Raw genomic sequence first — 25,274 nt, 5'->3', positions numbered from 1 at the left:
GTGCCATGAATATTGAGAATTTGTTTAGAAAAGAAGCCATCGAGCATAAACAAACGTCCATTGAAGGTAATGTCATTTTATTGCCTCCAGCGAAATTTAGATACCTGACAATGTTGCTTGGCGCTTTAGTTGTCTCGTTTTTCCTCTTTATGATCTTAAATACCTACACACTTAAAGAACAAGTAAGAGGTGTTGTTCATCCAAAACTGGGGGTTATTCAAGTCAAGGCGCCTCGCTCAGGCACGTTGAACGAAGTTTTTGTGACGTTCGACCAGCTTATTTCTAAAGACCAACCTTTGCTAAGTATCCTAAATGAAAAAAATATTTCTTCAGATCAAAATTTGATGATCGCAGAGATCATGAACATAGAAAACCAGATTGCAAACATTGGGAAAATAATTTCAGAAAAGAAGGCGAACAGAACAACCGAAGTCGATTATATCACAGATCAAATTCGCGATTTAATGCAATTGAAAAGCAACGTCGAAGCACGATTTGATATTATTACTCAGCAAATAAAACGCGAAGAAAATCAATTGGATTCCTTGTTATCCCTCAAAGCACAAAATCTACATTCAGAATATAATATTATCGAGAAAGAAAACACAAATTCATCAAGACAAATTGAGCTTCTCAGAATGAAGGAGTTAATTAAGTCATTTGAAATTGATATAAAAGAAGCGAATTACAAACTGGATTCACGACAATTCGAAGAAGAACTATTAAATTTGGAAAACAGAATATTGGCCTTAAAAGCCAACCAAGAATTGCTCCAATATGAAAAGCGTTTATTTCTTAAAGCACCTGAAAGCGGCACTATTGCTAGCGTTAACTTTAAACAAGGAGAGTACGTTGATGAAGGCGTGGTACTTTTAAAGATTCTCCCTCAAGGAAGCGACTTAGAGATTGTTTTGTATATTCCCACGAGTGCATCAGGGTTTGTCGAACCAGGGCAAAGTGTGAATATCAAATACGATGCATTCCCTTATCAAAAATTTGGAATGTATTCTGGCACCATTGTTGAAGTCGAAAAAGCATTGCTGTTCCCGTCAGAGTTAGCCATACCGAATCTTGTTTCTGAGCCAAGCTATAAGGCGACAGTTAGACTTGATGAGACGAAAATTAATGCGTATGCAAAGTCCTTTTCATTGCGAGCAGGAATGACCCTTGAAGCTGATATTATCATGTATGAACGTACTTTCCTCGAGTGGCTGTTTTCACCGATATTTAGTCTCAGGGGAGGGGTATAGCGTTGGACTTTTTCGAAAAGCGTACTCCGTCTTTTTTACAATCAGAAGCGACAGAATGTGGTCTCTCGTGCCTGGGTATGATAGCGTATTTTCACGGGTTTAAGAGCAACATGTCTCAGTTAAGAGGGATGTTCAAAATATCGAGTGAAGGCTTAACACTCAATGACTTAATTCGCTTTTCTGAAAAGTTAGAGCTACTTCCTAGGCCTGTAAGAGTCGAGCTTGACGCAGTTAAAAACTTGAAGCTTCCTTGTATATTACATTGGAAAATGGATCATTTTGTCGTCCTTAGAAAAATCAAAGGCAACAGGTTGTATATAAATGATCCGGCCAAAGGTGAAATCACACTTTCCTATAAAGAGGTGTCACCTCTATTTACAGGCATAGCTCTAGAGTTTACACCTACCAGCCATTTTAAAACTAAGCCAAAGCCGCCTTCGATTGGTATTCGCAGTTTGTTTAGCAAAATGAGTGGTTTCAAGCGTTCAATTCTACTCGCTTTTTCTATTTCAATATTACTGCAAGTTTTGGTATTGGCCGGTCCTTATTACATACAGATTGTTGTTGATGAGGTTTTATCGTCGCAAAGTACGGCGTTACTGGTTGTTTTAGGTATCGGCTTTACAATGATTCTATTGTTTGAAGTTGTCGCACAAGTGCTTAGGTCATTTACGATTTTAAACCTGAGTCAGAGCATGAACTTCCAGATGACATCGAATTTATTTCGTCATTTAATCAGGTTACCTACTGGATTTTTCTCATCCCGACACTTGGGGGATATTGTTTCGCGATTTAATGCCATTCATGATGTCAGAGCACTGTTGACCAATGGCCTTGTTGAGACGCTTCTGGATGGTGTAACCGCGATCTTTACGTTAATGATATTGTTGTTTTTTAGTCCATCGCTGACCGTCGTCATTCTTGTGACGTCCGGTATTTACTTTCTGATTCGATTGGCAATGTATGCGTCGTTTAAAAACAAAAACCAACAAGAGATAGAATCAATCGCTAGAGAAAATAGTTACTTCATGGAATCCGTCAGGTCTATTCAAACCATAAAGTTATATGGAATAGAGCATCTAATTGAAGGGCTTTGGCAGAACCTCATGAGCCGAAGTATCAATGATAATATTGCCATTTCAAAACATCAAATATCATATGGAGCGATTAATCGCACATTGTTTGGTGCGGAGAATATTATTGTTATTGGCTTCGCCGCGATGCAAATCATGTCGACACAGATGACTCTTGGGATGTTTTTCGCTTTTATGGCCTATAAACAAAACTTTATGGGAAAAGTTGCTAATCTGATCGAAAAATTTTTTGAATACAAGATGCTCGCTATTTCGATGGAAAGGCTTTCGGATATCGTGACAACTGAGCGAGAATATATGCATGAATCTACCGCCGAACAAACCAGTGTCGAAGGCCGTGTGTCGTTGGAAAATGTATCGTTCCGATATGGCGAAAATTCGCGCTATATATTCAAAAATTTATCTTTGAATGTTTCAAAGGGGGAGTTTGTATCTATTGTTGGCGCCTCGGGTTCAGGTAAATCGACAATCTTTAAGTTGCTGCTAGGTATCGAAAAACCTGTGGCTGGGCATATCTATATCGACGGTGTCGACTTAGCCAAAATTAATATGAAATATTTTCGACAACAAGTAGCATCGGTGATGCAAGATGACACGCTTATGTCGGGAAATCTGGAGCAAAATATTTCTCTATTTCATGACTCACCTTGTCATACGCGGCTTGTCGAGTGCGCTAAATTGGCTTGTATTCATGATGATATTTTAGCAATGCCAATGGGTTATAAAACACACATTGGCGAACTTGGTACCAGCTTATCAGGTGGACAAAGGCAAAGAGTATTGATTGCGCGTGCGTTGTATCGTCAGCCTGCAATACTGCTTTTGGATGAGGCAACGAGTCATTTAGATGTCGCATTGGAAGCAAAAATAAATCAAAACTTAACGGCAATGGGGATCACTAGGATTTCTATTGCTCATCGACCCGAAACTATTAATTCCGCTGATCGTGTAATTGATGTCAATAAACCCCTTGCTACAGAACTAATGCGAAAAAACGAGGTATGTGAGTTATGAGCAGCTTTTTTAAGTGTGCAACCGAATTAGCATTGCGTGTTGATGCTGAGTACAAAGCAACGTCCTATGATATTAACGCTTTCGCCAAAATCGCTTTTGATTGTATCCAACAATCTGGTATTACTTACGATGTGAGTGACAGAGAGTTGTTGGCTTACCAGTTGAAGAGTTTACCGTTGCTTGCAGACAACAAAGAAAACTTTAGTGATTTTCCAGTCATTTTATTCAGTAATTGCCATTTTATCGTACAAGCCTTGCACTGGTATAACGCTTCTACCAGCATTCATGAACACGGATTTACGGGGGCGTTTAAAGTGCTTCGCGGCTCAAGCATTGAAACGCAATTTACTTTTCAAGAACGGGAAAGTGTTGATGAAACCGTTCAATTAGGTGAATTGAAAAAAAGCAAAATCTCTCATCTGAAAGAAGGTGACATATCGTTGATTAATGGCGGAAAAGCCTATATTCACTCGCTGTTTCATCTTGAATCTCCCTCGATAACCTTGATTGTGCGAACACATAAACACGCTGCTTTCTCGCCACAGCGTAATTTTTACGGTGGCAGTATCGCGACCGATTACTTTCGGTCTATCAATGAAACACGAAAGCTGATAACTATTTTCCAAGTTGACGCCGGACGTTTGATGCCGCCTAATCATGCATTTTTTGAGTTGTTGGTGGAGCAGCTTGGCTTAAATCAGGTCATCGAATTGTTACTTGACTACAACGTTGGCGTTAAAGATCCGATGGTACAGGTGATCACCAACAAATACGGCAGTGCTGTAGCAGAGCAATTATTAACATCCATTCAAAGTGAGAAAGTCAAGCGGCAACTGATGTTATGGCGAGAACACATTAGCGACTTTACGACACGTGCGGTGCTCGCTACCGTACTCAATGCCTCGAATCGTAGGGAATGTAATGATTTGCTTAACAAGATCCTACCCGATGAAAATCCTGATGCGCTCTTAGCTAATGCGATACAGCGCCTGATAGAATCGCAAGTTATTAGTTTTTCGGTATCTGGTGAGCCACTTAAAGGCATGCTGACTTTTGCCTTATCTTCTTACACATTGGATGAGTTTGTTGGACAGTTTTACGAGGAATTTGACGAATACTCGGTCAATGCGCAAATGCCGAAAATTTCGAGCTTTTGGTACAAATTGACAACGATACCTCCCTTAAAAGTTATCTGGACAAACTAGTACATATTTCGGTATCTGATTTTGACTGGACATTCTCATAAAGCGCTTGCTACAGAGTTTTATGAGAATTGGCGTATAGGTAAAAGCGAATGTTAGCTTTTGACGATCGCGTGAAAAACTACTCAATATTCTGGATCTATCCTGCGAATGAGAGGGAAATTTCTGTATTTTCCAATTAATTAATGAGGTCTAAAATGATGAAGTCACCACTTTGGTCACCAGTTCACTGACATTTGATGTCATATCTCATTACTTACTCAATAGCCAATTTATCATTTTGTTATAACCAAGCTCGCAGATCCACAAACACAGCTTGCGAGTATGAAAATAAAGCTGTAACTGATTAGCGTTTAATAAAGGTTGAGTTAGCCACGAAAAGATCCCAATTGAGAGGATCTTTTTTTATTTTATAGACTTGGGAAAATACCTGACAAAGCCTTACTGTCATCCGCTTGGAGCATGCCTGATAACTTGAGTTTTGTTGCCTTGTGTACAACACTTAAACATACATAAATTGTGTTTGAACAAGGTGGCATTGGTGTATTTGAAGTCTAAAACATTGCTTCTAAAGGCAGGTTTTGCGTTAGCCACTTTGCTCGCGTTGAATGTCTTATTATTCCATCTCCTTCACTTGCAAATTCATCAGCGGGCTATGTCAGTTGTTGAACGAGTTGCGCAATTGCCTACGGAGCTTAGAAGCGAGGAAAATATCAGTGAAATAGCGCAGCAATATGGGATCAAATACATCACTGTGCCAGAAGAAGCGGGGAGCGACGCGAGTTTGTTTAGCGCTTCGGGTATCACTCTACAACTGGAACATCAAAAACCGTACATTAAGCATTTTTATATCATCACTTTTTTCAACATTTTGTTTGTTGGCTTTTTGGCCTTCTTTTATCGCTGGTGGCAAGTATATAGAGTCAGGCCTAAGCGATTTTTATCGGGTGAAAGCAATCAAAGTTTAACGGACAACAGTGCTTTGCCAGCAGTGGACCCAAGAAGCGCTGATAGCACTTTGTTTAATGTCTTTTTATTGGTTCGTTGGGCAGTCAAATTGGATGCGGTACTTGATGTAAAAAATCATTTTATCGTGGCGTTGCATAAGCATTTATCAAGCAAATCTCGATGTTCAATAAAGTACTTAAATTCAGGGGCACTTGCAGTCACTTATGAACAAGTTGCTTGGGGCGATGTGGCTGAACTTGGAAAAAGTTTACATGAAATCATGTTTCGTGTTACCCGAGAGCTTCGGCCTGATTTATCAAGAAAGCAGATAAAAGTGGGAGGCTGTTTTTATCAACAAGATGCGGAACAAGCACATGTTTATCAATTAGCACGTGCTGCCTTGGAAATTGCAGATAATAATGTATGGCAGCATGTGCATATGATGCCACTTAATAAAACCCATGAAACTGCGATGAACAGTAGTGAAGAAGATTTCATCCGATGTATTAGCAATGGCCAGTTTGTTTTATTTTTTCAACCCTTATTTGGTTTTCATCAGCAGGACATTATTCAAAATGAAGCGCTCTTGCGAGTACGACATGAGCAATTAGGGCTCATTGCCGCAAAACAATTTATCCCACAGTTACACAGTAAGAAAAACCTCGAGGTACTTGATAAAGCGATCGTTGAACATACGGTAATGGTACTTTCGAAAGAAAAACATCAAGCAAAGGTGAGTATTAACTTACATATTGCTAACTGGTTAGATGCAGAGTTTGTACAGTGGCTAGCAAATACGATCCGAGATTGTTCAATCGGGAAGCAATTAAGTTTTGAATTATCAGCGGACGACTACTACAAACATTATGAAAAAATAAACGCGCAGCAACTATTTTTTACCGGGTTAGGTGTATCGTTAATTATTGATCATGTCAGCGCACCGCTAATGGTGAATACACTCAGAGAAAATAAGCAGTTGGAAGCGATAAAATTGAGTGTGGATTTAGTACACGAATTAGATAAAAGTACCCAAAAACAAAAAACTATCAAGCAAATTATATATCAAGCGAAAAGACTAGGTGTACCCGTTTATGCTGTGGGTGTTGAGACGCAAGCTGAACTTGAATGTCTCAAAACACTGGGTGTAAACGGGGCTCAAGGTTATTACTTTGCAGAGCTGTTACAGCAAATGGAGTTAGTCGGGTATTAATTGGCGATACCTTAGGCCATCAAGCCCTTGTAGCCCGCCTGTATGAATGGCGGTAATGTAACTATTGGGTTTGAAAAAATCCGCCTCTATAAGCTGCCATAAAGCGTAAAACATCTTTCCCGTATAAACAGGTTCTAAGGGTAAATGGCACTGCTGTTTCATAATTTTGCAAAATTGCCAAAGCGCGTTAGAAAACTTGCCATAGCCGCCATCATGAAAATCGCACTGCAATTGCCAATTGGTTTGCTGTGCCGCATTAGGAAATAAGTGAATCACTTCATCTTTTAGGTAATGTCCTTGTTTGAGTACGGGAATACCGATGAACTGTGTATCAAGGGAACCGCCTTTTATCAAGCCGGCTAAGGTGCCGCCGCTCCCAACGGCGCAAATCACATAGTCTGTGTCAGGTAAACTGTGCGCGAGCTCTTCTACACCTTTTAATGCTGCTTGGTTGCTGCCACCTTCAGGAATGATGTAACAATGTGGGAATTGAGTTTGCAGTGAGTCTAGGTAGTCTTGATCATGCCTTCGTCGATATGTTGCTCTGTCCACAATATGTAAGTTCATCTGACATGCTTTAGCCATTTTAATGGTTGGGTTATTGAGATCTAAATGGGGCCCACGTATTACAGCATGTCCTTGTAGGTCAAATAATCGACTCGCCATACTTGCGGCGTAGAGGTGATTAGAGAATGCACCTGAGAAAGTAATAAACGCTTCCTTTTTCTGTTCTTGCATCGCTACAAGGTTGTATTTCAGCTTGCGCCATTTATTTCCTGCAATATGTGGGTGTAACAGGTCGTCTCTTTTTACGAACAAGTTCAACTTTTTTTGCTCTAATAGAGGGTGACGTATTTTCTGTAATGGGGACTCTGGCCAGTGGAGTGGTAGTGTGCTCATACTTATGACTGACTTTTTAAACGTATCTTGCCATAATTCTAACAGTTAAAGCGTTAAAATATGAGATGAGCACTGGCAACTCTGTGGTTAATAGTTGTAAACTCAGATAATAATGGCCGAAAGCTTGTGTTTTGCTTTGTAAGTACATAGCATTAAGAACTAACTATAAAAAATAACAAAGACCAAATAATTGCCGCGTTTTTGGGAATGGAATATATGCGAATAGCTTCTTTATCTTTTTTTGTCTCTGCCACTTTGATGGCTGCGAGTGTCATAACGCCTCATGCTGTGGCACAAGATACAGCGACGGTGACAGCCATTGAATCTCAACTTTCGGTGAAACAAACTGAGTTAGACAACTACACGCAACTATTAGACAAGCACCTCAGCGAAGAAACCAGACTACAAGCGCAACTAGAGTTATTAAGAAAGCGGTCATCTGATTTAGATAAAGAAAAAAATCAAGCGCTCGACGCAATGAACGATATGTATCGACGTTTGATTGATGATCCAACGCTAGACATTTCAGGCGCACAAAACCGCTATAAAGACGCGGTTATTAATCATAAAACAAACAAAGATGATATTACGATGCAGCTTGCGGCGATAGCTTCGCATCGTAAAGATATTGAGCAGATCAGAGTCACTAAGCACACTTTAATCAACACATTAGAGAGCTTGAAAGACCAACTTAGTACAGCCCGTGTTGAGCGTTTACGCAATGAATTTACACGTGAGGGGACGCTTGAAGTTGATCATACTATCAACTGTAAACGCACAGAAACGCTTGCAGCATGTGAGCAACGGGGCCAACAAATGGCACTGCAAAAAGCAACAAAACGTTTTGTTGATCAATTATTTGCAAATCTAACCGAACAACGATTGGTAGAGCCTAAGCGTAACCTTGCAGGTGCGCAAGTGCAGGTAATTAATAGCCATGTTGTGGATAGTGCATTCAGTGGACAAGGTAATTACAGTGTTAATTTAAGCGTGACCATGCGTGGTGATGTAAATAACAGCCGTCTTTGCAGCTTAATCAGCGTAGACAATCGTTTTTGCGCTGAGTATGGTACGCCTATGGCTGGCGCTGTAGGTTATCAAGCGAATTACCCAGCTGTGTATAGTGATAATCAATTAACGTTTAGCGAACAAGCGCAAAGTATTAGTAATGTGCAAGTGACACGCTTGCCTGCGGAGCCTGTGATTGAAGTTACGCATTCTACGACAAAGCAAACAACGAAACCTAAACCTCAGGCAACCGTTGAATTGACGCTTCGTTCAAATGTGTACGACGATGAAGTATTTATTAATGGTGTGAGCTATGGCTCGACCAAGTTGTCGGTAAAAGTACCTGTGGGAACCTATGACATCGAGGTACGTAAGCTAGGTTATGAGCCATTCAAAAAAACACTGACATTACGAAAGGCTAGAACAATCAATGCCAAGTTGGTAAAAAAGTCTGAGTCGATTGCTGTACCGGCACCCAAAAGCGAGCAGGAAAACAAACAACAATCAGAGGTAAAAATTGTTTCCACTACGCCTGAAAACAAGGTCGTGATTGTACCGGCAGGTACTTTTAAAATGGGCGATATTGCTGGCAGTGGGCTCGCTAACGAGCGCCCTGTTGTTGAGAAAGTGTTGAGCAATTCTTATGGTATGCAGAGCACCGAAGTGACAGTGGCCGAATTTCGTGCGTTTATTCAAAGCACGAGTTACGTAACTGCAGCCGAGCAGAGCCGAGGCTGTGCTTATTATAAAGATGGTGAGCCTATTTGGGATATAGACTACAACTGGCGTACACCTGGCTATGAGCAAGCGGATAACTTTCCTGTAGTATGTGTGTCATACGATGATGCAAAGGCCTATGCTAACTGGTTATCAGGTGAGAAAGGCGCACAATTTCGCTTACCTAACGAAGTAGAATGGGAATATGCTGCCAGAGCGGGAACTACATCAGAGTATCCGTGGGGAAATGAAATTGGCAAGAGTTTAGCAAACTGTGGGTGGTGTGGCAGTGAGTGGTCAAATAAAAGTGCTTCTCCTGTTGGCGAATTTTCGCCGAATCACTATGGTTTGTACGATACAGTGGGCAACGTTTGGGAATGGACTCAAAAGCGAGCATCTCAAAGCGGTGTGACGGTGAGAGGTGGTGCATGGAATTTTGCACCGAGCTTAGCACGAGTCTCTACACGCTTAGAACTTGCTACTGATTTTCGATCAAATTACATTGGTTTTCGACTGGTTCGAGAACGATAAAAATTAACGATGAGCGGTATTTACCGCTTGATATAAAGTATTTCTTTAAGGTTACCCAGCCTCATGTTTAAAAAATTACGCGGATTATTTTCAAACGACCTGTCAATCGACTTAGGTACAGCCAACACGCTTATTTACGTAAAAGAAGAAGGCATTGTTTTGAATGAGCCTTCTGTTGTTGCTATCAGACAAGAACGCGCTGGTGGTCCAAAAAGTGTTGCATCTGTAGGTACTGCGGCAAAGCAGATGTTGGGTCGTACACCAGGTAATATCAAAGCTATTCGTCCAATGAAAGATGGTGTGATTGCCGATTTCTATGTGACTGAAAAGATGCTTCAGCACTTTATCAAACAAGTGCACAATAATAACTTCATGCGTCCAAGTCCGCGAGTTTTGATCTGTGTGCCTTGTGGTGCCACTCAGGTAGAAAAACGTGCGATACGAGAGTCTGCAATGGGTGCAGGTGCAAGAGAAGTGTATCTAATTGAAGAGCCTATGGCTGCGGCAATTGGTGCGGGTTTACCAGTTTCTGAAGCAACGGGTTCGATGGTGGTTGACATCGGTGGTGGTACCACTGAAGTCGCTATTATTTCACTGAACGGCGTTGTTTATTCATCTTCTGTACGTATTGGTGGTGACAAGTTTGATGAAGCCATTATTAACTATGTACGTCGTAACTTTGGCAGCTTGATTGGTGAAGCGACTGCAGAGCATATCAAGCATGAAATTGGTTCTGCATTTAAGAGTGATGAGCCTGTCTCGATTGAAGTACGTGGTCGTAACCTAGCGGAAGGTGTTCCTCGTTCTTTCACCTTGAACTCTCATGAGATTTTAGAAGCATTACAAGAGCCGTTAATGGGGATTGTGAGCGCCGTTATGGTTGCATTAGAGCAATCTCCACCAGAACTTGCTTCGGATATCTCCGCACATGGTATGGTATTAACGGGCGGTGGTGCGTTACTGAAAGATCTTGATCGCTTGCTGATGGAAGAAACCGGTATTCCGGTAGTTGTTGCTGACGACCCATTGACCTGTGTTGCGCGTGGCGGTGGTAAGGCGCTTGAGATGATAGATATGCACGGCGGCGATGTATTTAGCTACGACTAATGAATCTACTATTTGGCCGTACGGTATCGCTACAACTGCGACTGACCGTCGCAGTAATGCTGAGTATCATACTTATTGTCGGTGACCGCTTTACCCAAGGCGGTACTATGATCAGGACTAGCCTTCATACCTTGGTTAGTCCTTTGTTGTATTTGGCGAGTATGCCTTATGAAGCATTTAATAGCGGCGCTAAAAGCTTGCAAACACGTGAGCAATTAAGCGAAGAAAATAACGCCCTCAAACGAAAACAGTTACTCCAAAGCGAGCAACTGCAACAGCTAAAACTTCTTGAGCGAGAAAACCAAAAACTAAGAGCTTTACTAGGGGCTTCGGCTCGAGAGAAAAATACCCGTTTGATAGCGCAGGTACTGTCTGTTCACTCTAATCCATACAGTCATCAGGTAGTAGTTAATAGAGGAACGATTGATGGCGTGACGGAAAGTCAGCCTGTCATAGATGAAATGGGCCTAGTGGGCCAGCTTACGCAAGTTGGCACAACCACATCTCGCGTACTACTGATGACAGATATCACTCACGCAACACCCGTGCGTATACTGCGCAATGATGTGCGTACGGTGGTCGAAGGGATCGGTAAGATCAATAAGCTGAAGCTTTCCCATGTCCCTCATAGCTTAGATGTGCGCATTGGTGACGTATTAGTGACTTCAGGGTTAGGTGGCACATTTCCAGAAGGTTATCCGGTGGCTGTGGTAACAGAGCTTAAGCGCGATGAAGGATTACCTTTTGCTCAAGTGTTTGCCGAGCCAATTGCACAACTCGATCGTATTCGTTTGTTACTCATTTTAGGGCGAACTTCACAAGAGAGCTTGAGCGATGATTAAGCGATATTATTTTCTGATTGCTTTCAGTGTGTTTCTCGCTTTAGTGATGGCATTGATGCCATTGCCTATTTCAGCCGAGCCTTTTAGACCCGATTGGGTATTACTGGTGTTAATGTACTGGTCTCTTGCCGTGCCACATCGAGTCAATATTGGCTGGGCCTGGGTCGCAGGTTTACTTATGGACTTGGCTATCGGTGCACCACTTGGCGTCAACTCGCTTACTTATTCGATTTGTATCTACATCACAGTAAGTAACTTTCAGAAGATCAGAAACTTCTCGATTTGGCAGCAAGCGGTCTTAGTAGGCCTATTTTTAACGCTTTATCATCTGTTGATATTTTGGTTAAACCATTTTTTACTGGATGTGTATTTTAGTCTTCATTATTTATGGCCTGCTTTAACGGGTATGCTTTGTTGGCCATGGATCTTTTTGCTATTAAGAAAATACCGTCGACAGTTTAGGATCCGTTAATGCGAGTGAAATTATATTTAGCGTCTGCGTCACCGAGGCGACAGCAGCTACTGAGTCAATTAGGCTATGATTTCAGCCAGTTTTCTGTCGATGCGGATGAAACACAGTTTGATAACGAGCCTGCGCTGATTTACGTAGAGCGCTTAGCATGTTTGAAAGCCCAAACAGCTGTTAAACGTGGCTATGTTGACAGCCCCGTGCTCGGTAGCGACACCGTTGTTGTTATCGATGGTATGGCGCTTGGAAAACCAAAAGATGAAGATGATTTTCGTCAAACAATGAAGCGACTATCTGGCCGAACTCATCAAGTGCACACCGCAATCGCTTTGGCAATGCCTGAGCGCATACTCAGTAAAGTGGTCACGACAGATGTCACTTTTAAGCACTTAAGTGACCAAGAGATCAGCGAATATTGGCAAAGCGGTGAACCGGCAGACAAAGCGGGTGGCTACGGCATTCAAGGCCTTGGAGGGAAGTTTGTTACTCACATATCAGGTAGCTACTTTGCCGTAATGGGTTTACCCTTGTATGAAACAAATGAACTAATTAAAGAATTTACCGAAGGGTTTTATGAGCAGTGAGCTTCTGATCAATGTTACACCGAGTGAAAGCCGTGTTGCGCTAATTGAAAATGGTGTATTACAGGAAGTACAAGTAGAGCGGATCGGCAACCTGGGTATTGTGGGCAACATCTACTTAGGTAAAGTGAGTCGTGTACTGCCTGGTATGCAGGCTGCATTTGTCGATATTGGCTTGGATAAAGCCGCGTTTTTACATGCTTCTGATATCGTCAACAGCGCTTCGTTTGAAGAAGGCGTTGATGAGCAACCCGTAAAAAAAGTGCAAGATATCCGTGAGCTAGTAAAGCAAGGTCAGTTCATTATGGTTCAAGTGGTGAAAGATCCGCTTGGCACCAAAGGTGCTCGCTTAACGACTGACATTACCATTCCATCGCGCTACTTGGTATTTATGCCGGATGCAACGCATGTTGGTGTCAGCCAGCGTATTGAAACAGAAGAAGAGCGTACTCGTTTAAAGAATATTGTGTCGCAATACAATGATGAGAATGGTGGTTTCATTGTTAGAACGGCTGCTGAAGGTGCCGCTGAAGCGGAGTTGAAGCATGATGCAGAGTTTTTAAAGAAGCTATGGAGCAAAATCGTTAGCCGACGCAAAAAAACCAGTAAAGCCGCAATTTTGCATGAAGATTTAAAATTGGCGTTCCGTACTCTTCGGGATTACGTTGGTGAAGATATGGAGCGCATCCGTGTTGACTCTAAACTGACTTACCAAGAGCTGAAAGTATTTACTGAAGAATTTGTGCCATTACTTGCGAAAGCCTTGGAATATTACCCCGGCGAGCGCCCTATTTTTGATTTATTCGACGTTGAGAGTGAGATCCAAAAGGCGCTACATCGCAAAGTTGAACTTAAGTCGGGCGGTTACCTCATCATAGATCAAACGGAAGCCATGACCACCGTTGATGTAAACACCGGTGCGTTTGTGGGTCATCGTAATTTAGAAGAAACCATTTTTAACACCAATGTTGAAGCAACCTCTGCCATTGCGCGTCAGCTTCGATTGCGTAATTTGGGTGGTATCATCATTATTGACTTTATTGATATGGTTTCAGACGAGCATAAGCGTCGAGTGCTGCATTCACTTGAGACTGCCTTAGCTAAAGATAGAGCAAAAGCGAATATCAATGGTCTATCCGCCTTAGGGTTGGTCGAAATGACTCGTAAGCGGACTCGTGAGAGTCTAGAGCACATTCTGTGTGACGTTTGTCCTTCGTGCTCAGGACGAGGTTCATTGAAAACAGTTGAAACCGTGTGCTACGAAATTTTAAGAGAAATAGTACGTGTTAATAGGGCCTATGATGCTGACAAGTTTATGGTGTATGCTTCGCCTGCTGTAAGTGAAGCATTGATCAACGATGAGTATCATAATCTGGCAGAATTGGAACTCTTTATCGGAAAACAGGTCAGTATTCAAACAGAGAGCTTATACAGCCAAGAACAGTTTGACGTCGTAATGATGTAAGGTGACGTAGCATCTAATGCAAGCCAAGACCATTTGTTTTTTTTGTATCCGCAAAGTGTGGCAAATTTTTGCTATCACACTTGTCACGCTTGCTGTTCTAGTATCCGTAGTTAAATACAGCTTACCTTATGCCAATGATCACCGGGTGGAAATTGAACGCTTAATTCATGAGCAGTTTGATGTGAGTGTGAGCATTGGCTCTATCAGTGCCAGTTGGGAAGGGAATGGCCCAGCTCTGGTACTGGAAAGCTTAACCTTTGTGGATAATCAAAGTGCGCCAATTGCTTTGTCTATCGCCAAAACGAGCCTACAACTTAACCTACTAGAATCGCTAAAGAATTGGCAGTTACGTTCAAATTACTTTGTATTGGATGGCTTTTCCGCGCAGGTTGATGTCTCCAAATTGGCCGAAGCCAATAATTCAAACGATTCCAACTTCGAGCAACAAGCACTCATTGAAAGCTTGTTTTTAGGTGAAACAGGGCATTTTTCAATTCGCTCAAGTCAACTTAATTTAAAAATGAAAAGCGGATTGCAGCATACGCTTTTACTCAATGATCTCACTTGGCAGAACGACTTCAATAGCCACAAAGGTGAAGGTGAAGTAGCTATTCCAGGGCTTCAGCAAGGGCACTTTTCAGCACGTTTAAATTTGCGTGGAGAAACATTACGAGAGTTGGCCGGGCAAGTTTACTTGCAGGCTGAAAATGTGGATATTGCCGAGTGGTTAACAGAGTATCTGGCAACACAGGAAAAACACATATCGACGGAGCTTAACGGTGAGCTTTGGCTTTCTCTAAACCAAGGTAAAGTTGAACAAGTTACTCTAAATACACTGCCAAGCAAGATGCAATGGCAGGCGTTGGATACTGTCCATGTGTTAGCATTTGAGCAAGGACAAGTAAAATTAGTACCTGAACATGAACAATGGTTGTTAAACAGTTCGGAGTTTAAGTTCTCTGCTGACGGTAAACCATTTTATCCGGTCAAATTACAAGCCAAATTTTCAGAGTTTGAGAAGCAGATTTGGTTTGAAGATATCAGCTTAGCCCTACTACAACAGTTTGCTGTGCTTGCCCGTGCCGACTGGGCGAACAATCTTGATGCGATAGACATCTCAGGCTCAGTTCAAGGTAAAATTACCTTACCGGCTCAGAGTGACCCACAAATATGGTTGAATATTCAAGCGCTCAAATGGGCAAACTTTGATGGAATTCCTGGAATAGAGCAGGGTCGTGTTGAACTCAACTGGCAAAATAATGCGGGTGTTGTCAGCTTATTCAGTGAAAATGCGAAGTTAGACGTTGGCTCAGCGTTTCGTAAGCCTCTGGCTTATGAACAACTCAATGCAGAAATACAGATTTATCAACAAGCAAATGAATGGCAGTTAAGCAGTGACAGTATCTGGTTTAACAATCGTGATTTAACGGTGGCCGCAGAAATGGCACTGCGCTTGAGTGAACAGCCAGAACTTGATTTGTACGCTGAAGTAATGGGGGGCAATGCCACAACTGCGGGAGACTACTTTCCGCAAACAGTCATGTCTAAAACACTGATTGATTATTTAAACCGCGGCTTAGTTGCAGGAAAACACCTCAGTAGTCGCGTATTGCTGTCTGGGCCATTGGCCAATTTCCCGTTTGAGCAAGGTGGTGGACGTTTTGAGGTCCAGTCAGATATCGTTGATGCAGAGTTTTTATTTGCACCGGATTGGCCGACGATTACGCAAGCAGATGCCATGTTGCACTTTGTAAATGAGCGAATGGATATATACGCGAAGTCGGGTTCGCTCATTAACCAAAAACTCAACGAGCCGGTTGTTGTTATTTTGCCCAATTTAAATCACGCCGATAATTTATATGTTGATATAAAGCACACGACACAAGCGCAGTCGCTGAAAGACTTTTTCCAACACACGCCATTAAAAGACCCCCTCGTGAATGTGTTAGATGTGGTACAAGCTTCGGGCGATGTGACTGGTAGCGTTAAACTAGACATAGATTTACATACGTTAGGAGTGCGTGCCGAAGGGCTTGTCGATCTGAATAACGCGGATGTATTTCTAGCCCAGCCGGGGTTGCGGCTTTCACAGGTTAATGGTGTTGTTCGATTCGTTGATGATCGTATAGAGTTAAAGCAAGCAGAGGCTAACTGGCTAGATATGCCTTTGCTCATTGATGTACTGGGTGATGGAGACAAAACGCGTTATGCAGTGGATATAAAAACCAGCTTACAGGCACAAGCTGATAAATTGCTTCCATATGTAGACGGCTTATTAGATGGTTACTTAGACGGCAATAGCGAGTTAAATACCCACGTTAAGTTAGATTTTACTGAGCAGGGTTTCAACTATATCGCTAAATTCAACTCCAATTTACAAGGCGTAAACAGCCATTTCTCAGTGCCCTATCAAAAGTCTTCTGAGCAAAGTTGGTCACTCAGTGGTGAAGTTCAAGGGGATGACATTTCAAATTTGATCACCGCAAATATCGCAGACAAACTATTTTTTAGCGGTATTTTAGACAATGACTCAGGACAAATAAACCAAGCTCAATTGAGCATAGGTTCATCAAATCAAAGCCTTGCGGGTAAAGGGCTTCAAGTAAACATAGTTCAAGATGATGTAATATTGGACCCTTGGTTAGACTTTATTGACCGACTCATTAACTTACCTAAAGCGCAGGATCCAGAATCTGCAATTTTGCCTCCTCTGGAGCTTATTCGTGGCCAGTTTACGCAAGTTCGTATTGCCAATACGCCTTTTAATGATGTTGAGATGCGCTTATTTGCAAGTCCTGATGGCATGACGGCGCGTATCAATGCAAAAGAGGCTCGGGTTTCAGCATTGCTGCCACCATCGGGCTCTAGTCGGCCGATACAAATAGACAGTGACTATTTACGCATAAACTTGATTGAGGCCGACACTGAGGTAGATAAACGGGAAGATGATCTCACTTGGCTCACACGTGTTCCTGCCATTGAGTTCAATTGTAGTGATTGCAAAGTAAAAAGTTATCAACTAGATAAAGTGACCATGTCGCTATTTGGTGATGGCACACAACTGCAGATCCCAGAGTTAGTGGTCGATAAAAATGAACACGTATTACGCGGTAAAGGTCGTTGGCAAAGTGGCAAAAGCTACTTTGATGGGATCATGAACAGTAAGGACATTGGTGAGTTATTTGATGAATTTGATTTAACTTCAACCATTAAAGATTCAAAAGCCAATGTTGCCTACCAGTTGGAATGGCAGGGGGCGCCTTATGAGTTTGATACTCAGAGCCTTCAAGGGGAAATAAACTGGGAGTTAGGCGAAGGTCACCTAGCGGAGATCAGCGACCAAGGTGCTCGGGTATTCTCATTGTTGAGTTTAGACTCGTTGATCAGAAAGCTGAAGTTAGATTTTAGAGATGTTTTTTCCAAGGGATTTTTCTACAACCAAATGAAAGGCAGTGTACAGTTGGACAAAGGGATAGCCTACACCAAAGACACCAAGTTGGATGGTGTGCCCGCCGATTTGAGTATTCAAGGCTACGCCAATCTCAACACACAAGAGATTAACTATGACTTATCAGTCGCGCCACAGGTTACCTCAAGCCTTCCTGTGATAGTTGCTTGGATGGTAAACCCTGTATCTGGGCTTGCTGCGTTGGCACTTGATAAAGTGATCCATTCGGCCCGTGTTATCTCGGAAATCAAATTTAAAGTAACAGGCACAATGAGCGAGCCTGTTGTGCAGGAAATTGATCGTAAAAGCCGCGAAGTTGAGATCCCACAAGCAGCACAAAATCAGCCGCCAGAACCAGAGCCTGTCAAACCCCCTGAGCCGAAACCTGACGTGGTGCCTGTAACAGGTTAGCTCTCATAAGCAATTATTTTTGGAGTCTAAAATATGTCTTCCCCCCGTATTGTTGCCGTGCAAATGTGCTCTACGATGGACCCTGAGGCTAATTTTTCAGTATTAGAAAATTGCTTACGCGAAACTGAAGTTGATGCTCCCACATTAGTCTGTTTGCCCGAAACCTGGTTGGCGTTTATGCAAAATGGTGAGCAGTCCTTGGCGTTTGCTCAACAGTATCAAACTTGGGTGGAGCGATTGGCCACGTTATGCAAAGCGCATAAAGTTTGGTTAGCTGCGGGTACAATGGCCGTCCAAGGAGATAATGGGCGTTACTATGCGGCAAGTTACTTATTTAATGATGAAGGCGAAGTGGTCGCGCGTTATAACAAAATTCATTTGTTTGATGCTGACGTTGCCGATGGCAGTGGTGGTTACCAAGAGTCCCGTTTTACCATTGCGGGGGATGACATCGTGGTGGTCGATAGTCCATTTGGCAAAATCGGCTTAAGCGTGTGTTATGATGTGCGATTTGCTGGGCTTTACCAGCAAATGCGCCAATTAGGTGCACAATTAATATTAGTACCCAGTGCATTTACTACGGTAACTGGAGCGGCGCATTGGCAACCGTTGCTACAAGCGAGAGCAATTGAAAATCAGTGCTATGTGGTGGCCGCAGCACAATGTGGTGAACATGAAAATGGCCGCAAAACCTACGGACATAGCCTAATATTATCTCCATGGGGAAATATAATGGCCGATGCACATACCAATTTGGGCATGATCAGTACCTATATCGATCTTGCTCAGTTAGAGCAGATCCGCGCAGATATGCCGATACAGGCACACAACCGATTTAAGAGCGAGTTTTATGAATAGTGTTGAACAGAATTTATTAACCAACAGCCAGCTTACGAGAGAACAGCTCGAACAAACGCTCAGTTATATTCATCAACATAAGGTGGATTATGCCGATCTGTATTTTCAGTCGAGCCATCATGAAACTTGGGTGCTAGAAGACGGCTCAGTGAAAGAGGGCAGTTATAATATTGAGCGAGGGGTTGGCGTCCGTGCAGTTGCTGGTGAGAAAACTGGGTTTTCCTACTCTGACGCCATCAATATTGAAGCATTGAATAAAGCGGCGATGGCGGCACGTAGTATTGCGCAAGCGGGTGAAGATAAAAAAGTACAAGTGTTTTCGCAAGTGAGTGCGTCACGGCAATTCGAGCCCGCGCAACCGATCCAAAGTATGACGGATACCGATAAAGTGGCATTGCTACACGAGGTAGAAAATGCCATTCGTGAGTTGGCTCCTGATGCGCAGCAGGTTGTCAGTTCAATCTCCGCTGTTTATGAAGAAGTGTTGATAGCGGCAAGCGATGGCACATTCGCCACCGATATTCGTCCACTTATTCGTTTAAATTGCTCTGTATTGCTTGAAAAAAATGGTCGCCGAGAACGTGGTAGTGCTGGCGGCGGAGCGCGTTTAGATTATGGTTATTTTAAAGAGTTGGTGGATGGTAAACCTCGTTGGCTTGCTTATGCACAAGAAGCTGTACGCCAAGCAAAAGTTAATCTTGAGGCTGTGGACGCCCCAGCGGGCACGATGCCAGTTGTATTAGGTGCTGGATGGCCCGGTGTGTTACTACATGAGGCTGTTGGTCATGGTCTAGAGGGGGATTTCAATCGCAAAGGCGCATCGGCGTTTAGCGGTAAAATGGGTGAGCAGGTTGCCTCAAGTTTATGTACCGTAGTTGACGATGGCACGCTTGCCAATCGCAGAGGTTCGTTGAATGTTGACGATGAAGGCACGCCCGCTGCTTATAACGTACTCATTGAAAATGGTATTTTAAAAGGCTATATGCAAGATAAGCTCAATGCTCGTTTGATGGGCGTTGCACCAACAGGAAACGGACGCAGAGAGTCTTATGCACATTTACCCATGCCGCGTATGACCAATACCTATATGTTGCCGGGACAAGATACGCAAGCGGACATTATTAGCAGCGTTAAAAAAGGTATTTTTGCACCAAACTTTGGCGGTGGTCAGGTTGATATTACCTCAGGAAAGTTTGTATTTTCTGCTTCTGAAGCTTACTTGATTGAAAATGGTAAAATTACAACGCCTATCAAGGGCGCTACTTTGATTGGTAATGGCCCAGATGTGATGAACAAAATATCAATGGTAGGCAATGATTTAGAGCTTGATAGGGGCGTTGGCGTATGTGGCAAAGATGGTCAGAGTGTGCCTGTTGGTGTCGGTCAACCTAGCCTCAAAATTGATGAGATCACCGTGGGTGGTACGGCTTAGTTTATAAGTCGTGCACAGATAAAAAAACCAGCTCGGGCTGGTTTTTTTATTTTCTATGATAAGTTAAGGCATCATGACTGTTTTTAAGTATTGAAACAGTTCTTTATAGCCCTTGGCAGGCTTTTCGTCTTTTGCTTCCTTTGCCGCCTGACGAACTAATTGGCGCATTTTCTGGCGCTCTAAAGATGGGTACTCATCGATTAGTTCGTTAATTTTGCTATCACCTTGGGTGATCAACTCATTTCTGACTAACTCAATTTTATTGAGCATGACGTCCGCTTGATTGTTCTTATTCAGCATTAAATCAATTGCCGCTTCAATTTCAGCCACATTATCGGTTAGGCGCAAGGTCTTGGTAATGTAGTTGATATGGCGTCGATACGCTTCGCTTTTTTGACGGATCTTATCCGCTACAACCATAGCTTCAAGCAAGTCATCACTGAGCGGGAGTTTATCACGCTGCTTTTTTGCCATGCCAGCAAGGTCTTGAGCCAGTTGCTGGTACTGTTGCGCGTCGCGTTTTAGCTCGCTTTTTGATACGTAGATGATCTCTTCTTCAATGTCAGGTTTGTTTTGCTTAGCCATGATTTGTACAGGTTTAACCAATTTGTCGTAAGTATATCAATTTTCCTACACAAATGCTTCGCTTGAATGGGGCGATAGTTTCGATGTGTGTTAGCATTAAAAGAGAATAACCATTTTTGAGAGATGATCAGTATGCAGGGATCTCAATATGACCCTATTTATAAGCAAATAGATGAAGTGAAAGAAGCCGTTTCCGAAGTGTTGAGCCTCGCGAAAAAGTTGGGGGCTACTTCTGCTGAGGCAGCGATGTCGAGCACATCGGGGTTATCGGTGAGCACGCGTATGGGGGAGGTGGATACGATTGAGTTCAATCAAGATGGTGGCCTAGGTATCAGTGTTTATGTTGGCAACCATAAAGGTAATGCATCAACCGCTGATTTAAGTCCACAGGCTTTAAAAAGCGTGGTAGAGAAAGCGATAGATATTGCAAAGTTCACCTCAGATGATCCGTGTAATGGCGTTGCTGATAGAGCGCTAATGGAGATGAACCCGCCTGATTTAGATTTGTATCATCCATGGGAAGTAACACCTGAGCAGGGCATTGAACTGTGCTTGGAAGCTGAAAAAGCAGCACTCAATGCAGATGAGCGCATTGTAAACTCGGATGGAGCAAGTTTTGCCAGCCATCAAGGTTTAAGGGTTTATGGTAATAGTCATGGATTTTTAGCGGGCTTTCCTCGCACTCGTCATACCTTGAGTACCATGGTGATTGGTAAAGAAGGCGAACAAATGCAACGGGATTCTGCTTACTCGATTTCGAGAGAAAAGCAGGGCCTTAAATCGGCGAAAGAGATTGGTTTAGAAGCGGCGCAAGCCACCTTAGATAAGCTGAATCCCCGCAAGCTCAAAACGATGCAAACACCCGTTATATTTCGTGCTGATATCGCGAATAGTTTGTTTGGACACTTGGTTTCCGCGATTGGCGGTGGTGCCTTATACCGCAAATCGAGTTTTTTGCTCGACCAACTGGGTAAGCAAGTGTTTAATCCTTGCGTGAATATTTTGGAGCGTCCTCACCTGCCAAAAGGGCTTGCATCGAGCCCGTTTGATAGCGAAGGGGTAAAAACCCTAGACAGAGATATTATCCACGCTGGTGAATTACAAACTTATTTACTTGCCAGTTACGCAGCGCGTCGTTTGGGAATGACGGCCACGGGTCATGCTGGTGGTATCCATAACTGGTTAGTGCAGCAAACACATGACGATCTAAACGCGCTATTAAAAGAAATGGGAACCGGCTTGTTGGTTACTGAGCTGATGGGTCAAGGTGTCAGCACTGTGACTGGTGATTACTCTCGCGGTGCAGCAGGTTTCTGGGTTGAAAACGGGCAAATACAATATCCGGTAAGTGAAATTACGATAGCGGGCAATTTGCAAAACATGTTCAAGGGTATTCAAGCATTAGGTGGCGATATTGAGCGCCGAGGTGCTGTGCAAACGGGCTCGGTATTGATTGAGTCGATGCAAGTTGCAGGCGCATAATTTTTGATGTATGAGAAAAAAGGGCCTCAAGGCCCTTTTTTAATGACTGTTAGATCAAGAACCAAGTGGCGGTGCCAAGGAAAGCGAATATACCGACAATATCCGTGACGGTGGTCAGCACTACGCTGCCCGCCAAAGCAGGGTCAATATTCATGCGTTTGAGTACAATCGGGATACTGGCACCAGCGATACCTGCAGCAAGTAAGTTCATAAACATGGCAAAGGCAATGACGGCGCCCAAGACAAAATCCCATTGCCATAATGCGACAACACCTGCAATCAATATGGACCATAAAATACCGTTGAGCGCACCGATGGCCAGCTCTTTACCCAATATAAAGTTTTGGTTAGTTTGATTGATATGGCCTAGTGCAATACCACGAATAACCAAGGTCAAGGTTTGACTACCTGCGACACCCCCCATGCTGGGAACAATGCCGTTGAGTACCGCTAAGAAAGGTAAAATATCGAGTGTGCTTTCAAAGAAGCTGGCAACGAAAGCTGCCAACAACGCTGTAAGTAAGTTTATACCTAGCCAAATAGAACGACGCTTCGAACTCTTAAATACCGGTGCGAAGGTATCTTCTTCGTCATCAAGACCGGCCATACTCATGAGGCTGTGTTCAGCATTTTCACGAATAACATCAACGATATCATCAATGGTAATACGGCCAAGTAGATGCGCATTATCATCGACGACTGCAGCGGAGATCCAGTTATGGCGTTCAAATAATTGCGCGACTTCCGTTTCATCCATCGTGATTGGGATAGACTCTTTGTCCGTATCCATCAAATCTCGTACGAGCTTATCGGGAGAGTTAGTCAACAAACTATTGAGAGAAAGTGCGCCGATAAAGCAGTTGTCTTTATCAACGACATATAAATCGTCGGTGCCTTCAGGTAACTCCCCCCTGAGACGTAGATAACGCAGCACGACATCTAGCGACACATCGGGACGTATGGTCACCGTGTCGGTATTCATCAAGGCACCAGCAGAGCGCTCTTGATAAGAAAGCGCTTGAGTGGCACGCTCTCTGTCTTGTGTGTCCATTGCATCGACTACGTCTTGATACACCGTTTCGGGTAAGCTTCTTAAAACCTCACCCAGGTCATCATCGTCCATGTCTTCCGTGGCCGCGGCGATCAACTCGGGTTCCATCTGTACGATGATGCTCAAACGAACATCTTCAGACAGTTCTTCTAGAACATCACCTTGAATATCAGGATCGACAAGTTGCCAAAGTTGACGACGAACTTTATGAGGGGATGACTCAAGCAGTAGTGCGGTATCACATGGAGCAGTTTCAGCTAAAATACGCCTAACTTGAACAAATTGCCCACTATTTAAAGCCTGCGTAACTTGCTGCAGTTGTTGTAGTGTATAGTCTTGTTCAAGGGCTTCAGGCATAGGCTTCCTATCATTTTGTTATTTTATTTATAAAAAATGCCTAATTAAGAAGAAGCTGAAGATACAGCTAAGATATGAACGGGAAAGTTAGGCACGACATCTTGCCTAAGAGTTTAACGTAAATTTAAATGTCTTACCAAGTATCTGTGGGGAAATTATCTCTGTAACTGAATTGCTAACTCATTCTTGTTCATGAAACTTTTGTGCAATTAAATCACCGATTGCGGCCAGTGCACCTTGTGCATCGGGACCATCACACACCACTTTCACCTCTTTGCCTTGACTACTTTCGAGTAAAAGTAGTGCAAGTACGCTGTTGCCATCCGCTGATTTTTCGTCTTGGTAAAGCGTTATTTGTGCATCAAACTTGTCAGCGAGTTGGGCAAGCACTGATGCTGCGCGCGCATGTAACCCGCATTTGTTTTGAATTAAAAAAGTATCTTCACAACGCATAATTCTACTTATCTTGTTCTCTGTGGCGAATTTTAATATTCGGGTGGGTGCGAGCAAAGCTTTCACCTATGGTTTGTGCTAAATAGACGGAGCGGTGTTGACCGCCGGTACACCCAATAGCAATGGTCAGATAGCTGCGATTGTTACGCTCTAAATGGGGAAGCCACGTTTGCACGAAAGTTTGAATTTGCCAGGTGAATTTCTGCACTATGCTGTGGTTGGCCAAGTAATCTTTGACGGGTTGATCGAGTCCAGTTAAAGGCTTCAGTTCAGGTTCCCAATGCGGGTTGGGTAAAAAACGTGCATCAAAGACATAATCCGCTTCTTTTGGAATACCATGTTTAAAACCGAACGACTGAAAGGTAACAATAAGTTGTTTATCTTTTTTACCTAAAATACGTTCTCTTATGGTTTCTGCTAGTTGATGAACACTGAGGTCAGTGGTATCGATGAGTACATCAGCACGCGAAGTGAGCACATCCAGTAGTTGTTTTTCCTCACGAATGGCTAAATCTAGCGGCAGATCGTTCATCGAGAGAGGGTGTAAGCGACGAGTCTCTGAAAAACGTTTTATTAATGTATTATCATCACTGTCTAGATAAAACAGCATCGGGTTAGCAAAGCCAGGTAGGTACTCTAGAATATCGTTGAAATCTTGCTGCTCTTTGGGGAGGTTGCGCACGTCAATACTGACTGCGATTTTATCAAAGTTGTCAGAAACACTTCTGACTAACGAGGGCAGCAAATTCACGGGGATATTGTCGACGCAATAATAGCCCAAATCTTCAAGTACACGTAGCGCCACTGATTTTCCTGAACCAGAGCGGCCACTGACAATGATTAATTCCATAATGCTTCT

The 25,274-nt window shown here is 43.0% G+C and carries 19 protein-coding genes; 14 read left to right on the top strand and 5 right to left on the bottom strand.

Going from position 1 to position 25,274, the window contains the following annotated elements; genetic code table 11:
• Positions 1 to 5 precede the first annotated feature (5 nt).
• From AC5FX4_RS00410 to AC5FX4_RS00395, 4 genes are all read left to right on the top strand, one after another.
• Entirely contained in the window at positions 6 to 1,250 is a 1,245-nt protein-coding gene (locus AC5FX4_RS00410; RefSeq protein ID WP_493604594.1) for an HlyD family secretion protein, read from the top strand.
• A gap of 2 nt (positions 1,251 to 1,252) precedes the next feature.
• Complete coding sequence (locus AC5FX4_RS00405) at positions 1,253 to 3,358, top strand: peptidase domain-containing ABC transporter (RefSeq protein ID WP_493604593.1); 2,106 nt, start codon at positions 1,253 to 1,255, stop codon at positions 3,356 to 3,358.
• Positions 3,355 to 4,563, top strand: coding sequence for a cupin domain-containing protein (locus AC5FX4_RS00400; RefSeq protein WP_493604592.1), 1,209 nt, complete (start codon positions 3,355 to 3,357; stop codon positions 4,561 to 4,563). Before AC5FX4_RS00405 ends, AC5FX4_RS00400 begins: the two co-directional genes overlap by 4 nt.
• Positions 4,564 to 5,215: 652 nt before the next feature.
• The gene (locus tag AC5FX4_RS00395) at positions 5,216 to 6,718 is read left to right on the top strand and encodes an EAL domain-containing protein (protein WP_493604591.1); all 1,503 of its coding nucleotides are present in this window, start codon (positions 5,216 to 5,218) and stop codon (positions 6,716 to 6,718) included.
• Here AC5FX4_RS00395 and AC5FX4_RS00390 read toward each other — a convergent pair.
• Entirely contained in the window at positions 6,704 to 7,618 is a 915-nt protein-coding gene (locus tag AC5FX4_RS00390; RefSeq protein WP_493604590.1) for a 1-aminocyclopropane-1-carboxylate deaminase/D-cysteine desulfhydrase, read from the bottom strand. The genes AC5FX4_RS00395 and AC5FX4_RS00390 overlap by 15 nt on opposite strands.
• Before the next feature lie 216 nt (positions 7,619 to 7,834).
• Between AC5FX4_RS00390 and AC5FX4_RS00385 the strand changes: the two genes are divergently transcribed.
• The 9 genes from AC5FX4_RS00385 to tldD all read left to right on the top strand — a co-directional run bounded on the left by AC5FX4_RS00385 (position 7,835) and on the right by tldD (position 20,487).
• Positions 7,835 to 9,874 (top strand): SUMF1/EgtB/PvdO family nonheme iron enzyme, encoded by a 2,040-nt coding sequence (locus AC5FX4_RS00385; RefSeq protein ID WP_493604589.1) that lies wholly within the window; start codon positions 7,835 to 7,837, stop codon positions 9,872 to 9,874.
• A 63-nt stretch (positions 9,875 to 9,937) separates the two neighbouring features.
• Complete coding sequence (locus AC5FX4_RS00380; protein WP_070983148.1) at positions 9,938 to 10,981, top strand: rod shape-determining protein; 1,044 nt, start codon at positions 9,938 to 9,940, stop codon at positions 10,979 to 10,981.
• Entirely contained in the window at positions 10,981 to 11,823 is an 843-nt protein-coding gene (gene mreC / locus AC5FX4_RS00375; protein ID WP_493604588.1) for a rod shape-determining protein MreC, read from the top strand. The genes AC5FX4_RS00380 and mreC overlap by 1 nt, the downstream gene beginning before the upstream one ends.
• Entirely contained in the window at positions 11,816 to 12,295 is a 480-nt protein-coding gene (gene mreD / locus AC5FX4_RS00370; RefSeq protein WP_493604587.1) for a rod shape-determining protein MreD, read from the top strand. The genes mreC and mreD overlap by 8 nt, the downstream gene beginning before the upstream one ends.
• Complete coding sequence (locus AC5FX4_RS00365; protein WP_493604586.1) at positions 12,295 to 12,876, top strand: Maf family protein; 582 nt, start codon at positions 12,295 to 12,297, stop codon at positions 12,874 to 12,876. Before mreD ends, AC5FX4_RS00365 begins: the two co-directional genes overlap by 1 nt.
• Positions 12,866 to 14,338 (top strand): ribonuclease G, encoded by a 1,473-nt coding sequence (rng, locus tag AC5FX4_RS00360; protein WP_493604585.1) that lies wholly within the window; start codon positions 12,866 to 12,868, stop codon positions 14,336 to 14,338. The genes AC5FX4_RS00365 and rng overlap by 11 nt, the downstream gene beginning before the upstream one ends.
• Before the next feature lie 16 nt (positions 14,339 to 14,354).
• Complete coding sequence (locus tag AC5FX4_RS00355) at positions 14,355 to 18,197, top strand: YhdP family protein (protein WP_493604584.1); 3,843 nt, start codon at positions 14,355 to 14,357, stop codon at positions 18,195 to 18,197.
• A gap of 33 nt (positions 18,198 to 18,230) precedes the next feature.
• Complete coding sequence (locus AC5FX4_RS00350; RefSeq protein WP_493604583.1) at positions 18,231 to 19,055, top strand: carbon-nitrogen hydrolase family protein; 825 nt, start codon at positions 18,231 to 18,233, stop codon at positions 19,053 to 19,055.
• The gene (tldD, locus tag AC5FX4_RS00345; RefSeq protein WP_493604582.1) at positions 19,048 to 20,487 is read left to right on the top strand and encodes a metalloprotease TldD; all 1,440 of its coding nucleotides are present in this window, start codon (positions 19,048 to 19,050) and stop codon (positions 20,485 to 20,487) included. Before AC5FX4_RS00350 ends, tldD begins: the two co-directional genes overlap by 8 nt.
• A 63-nt stretch (positions 20,488 to 20,550) precedes the next feature.
• Here tldD and yjgA read toward each other — a convergent pair whose 3' ends face one another.
• Positions 20,551 to 21,072: a ribosome biogenesis factor YjgA gene (yjgA, locus tag AC5FX4_RS00340; protein ID WP_493604581.1), complete on the bottom strand. Its 522-nt coding sequence runs from the start codon at positions 21,070 to 21,072 to the stop codon at positions 20,551 to 20,553.
• A 132-nt stretch (positions 21,073 to 21,204) separates the two neighbouring features.
• Here yjgA and pmbA point away from each other — a divergent pair, with 132 nt between their 5' ends.
• On the top strand, positions 21,205 to 22,554 hold the full coding sequence (gene pmbA, locus AC5FX4_RS00335) for a metalloprotease PmbA (protein ID WP_493604580.1): 1,350 nt from the start codon (positions 21,205 to 21,207) through the stop codon (positions 22,552 to 22,554).
• A 49-nt stretch (positions 22,555 to 22,603) separates the two neighbouring features.
• On the opposite strand, the gene mgtE is transcribed toward pmbA, so the two are convergent.
• The 3 genes from mgtE to rapZ all read right to left on the bottom strand — a co-directional run bounded on the left by mgtE (position 22,604) and on the right by rapZ (position 25,265).
• Positions 22,604 to 23,962 (bottom strand): magnesium transporter, encoded by a 1,359-nt coding sequence (gene mgtE / locus AC5FX4_RS00330; RefSeq protein WP_493604579.1) that lies wholly within the window; start codon positions 23,960 to 23,962, stop codon positions 22,604 to 22,606.
• Between the two features lie 180 nt (positions 23,963 to 24,142).
• Positions 24,143 to 24,415, bottom strand: coding sequence for an HPr family phosphocarrier protein (locus tag AC5FX4_RS00325; RefSeq protein WP_493604578.1), 273 nt, complete (start codon positions 24,413 to 24,415; stop codon positions 24,143 to 24,145).
• Between the two features lie 4 nt (positions 24,416 to 24,419).
• Positions 24,420 to 25,265 (bottom strand): RNase adapter RapZ, encoded by an 846-nt coding sequence (gene rapZ, locus AC5FX4_RS00320; protein ID WP_493604577.1) that lies wholly within the window; start codon positions 25,263 to 25,265, stop codon positions 24,420 to 24,422.
• Between the last annotated feature and the right edge of the window lie 9 nt (positions 25,266 to 25,274).

This window comes from Pseudoalteromonas sp. ATL1, from assembly GCF_058933015.1.
The sequence above is the reverse complement of the archived record's forward strand: the minus strand, read 5'-3'. Positions and strand labels throughout refer to the sequence as shown.

What these genes read in the sequence shown, in the direction of transcription:
- AC5FX4_RS00410 (WP_493604594.1), top strand. Translation starts at nt 6, where the DNA reads ATGAATATTGAGAATTTGTTTAGAAAAGAAGCCATCGAGCATAAACAA.
- AC5FX4_RS00400 (WP_493604592.1), top strand. Translation starts at nt 3,355, where the DNA reads ATGAGCAGCTTTTTTAAGTGTGCAACCGAATTAGCATTGCGTGTTGAT.
- AC5FX4_RS00395 (WP_493604591.1), top strand. Translation starts at nt 5,216, where the DNA reads ATGTCAGTTGTTGAACGAGTTGCGCAATTGCCTACGGAGCTTAGAAGC.
- AC5FX4_RS00390 (WP_493604590.1), bottom strand. Translation starts at nt 7,618, where the DNA reads ATGAGCACACTACCACTCCACTGGCCAGAGTCCCCATTACAGAAAATA.
- AC5FX4_RS00385 (WP_493604589.1), top strand. Translation starts at nt 7,835, where the DNA reads ATGCGAATAGCTTCTTTATCTTTTTTTGTCTCTGCCACTTTGATGGCT.
- AC5FX4_RS00380 (WP_070983148.1), top strand. Translation starts at nt 9,938, where the DNA reads ATGTTTAAAAAATTACGCGGATTATTTTCAAACGACCTGTCAATCGAC.
- mreC (WP_493604588.1), top strand. Translation starts at nt 10,981, where the DNA reads ATGAATCTACTATTTGGCCGTACGGTATCGCTACAACTGCGACTGACC.
- mreD (WP_493604587.1), top strand. Translation starts at nt 11,816, where the DNA reads ATGATTAAGCGATATTATTTTCTGATTGCTTTCAGTGTGTTTCTCGCT.
- AC5FX4_RS00365 (WP_493604586.1), top strand. Translation starts at nt 12,295, where the DNA reads ATGCGAGTGAAATTATATTTAGCGTCTGCGTCACCGAGGCGACAGCAG.
- rng (WP_493604585.1), top strand. Translation starts at nt 12,866, where the DNA reads ATGAGCAGTGAGCTTCTGATCAATGTTACACCGAGTGAAAGCCGTGTT.
- AC5FX4_RS00355 (WP_493604584.1), top strand. Translation starts at nt 14,355, where the DNA reads ATGCAAGCCAAGACCATTTGTTTTTTTTGTATCCGCAAAGTGTGGCAA.
- AC5FX4_RS00350 (WP_493604583.1), top strand. Translation starts at nt 18,231, where the DNA reads ATGTCTTCCCCCCGTATTGTTGCCGTGCAAATGTGCTCTACGATGGAC.
- tldD (WP_493604582.1), top strand. Translation starts at nt 19,048, where the DNA reads ATGAATAGTGTTGAACAGAATTTATTAACCAACAGCCAGCTTACGAGA.
- yjgA (WP_493604581.1), bottom strand. Translation starts at nt 21,072, where the DNA reads ATGGCTAAGCAAAACAAACCTGACATTGAAGAAGAGATCATCTACGTA.
- pmbA (WP_493604580.1), top strand. Translation starts at nt 21,205, where the DNA reads ATGCAGGGATCTCAATATGACCCTATTTATAAGCAAATAGATGAAGTG.
- mgtE (WP_493604579.1), bottom strand. Translation starts at nt 23,962, where the DNA reads ATGCCTGAAGCCCTTGAACAAGACTATACACTACAACAACTGCAGCAA.
- AC5FX4_RS00325 (WP_493604578.1), bottom strand. Translation starts at nt 24,415, where the DNA reads ATGCGTTGTGAAGATACTTTTTTAATTCAAAACAAATGCGGGTTACAT.
- rapZ (WP_493604577.1), bottom strand. Translation starts at nt 25,265, where the DNA reads ATGGAATTAATCATTGTCAGTGGCCGCTCTGGTTCAGGAAAATCAGTG.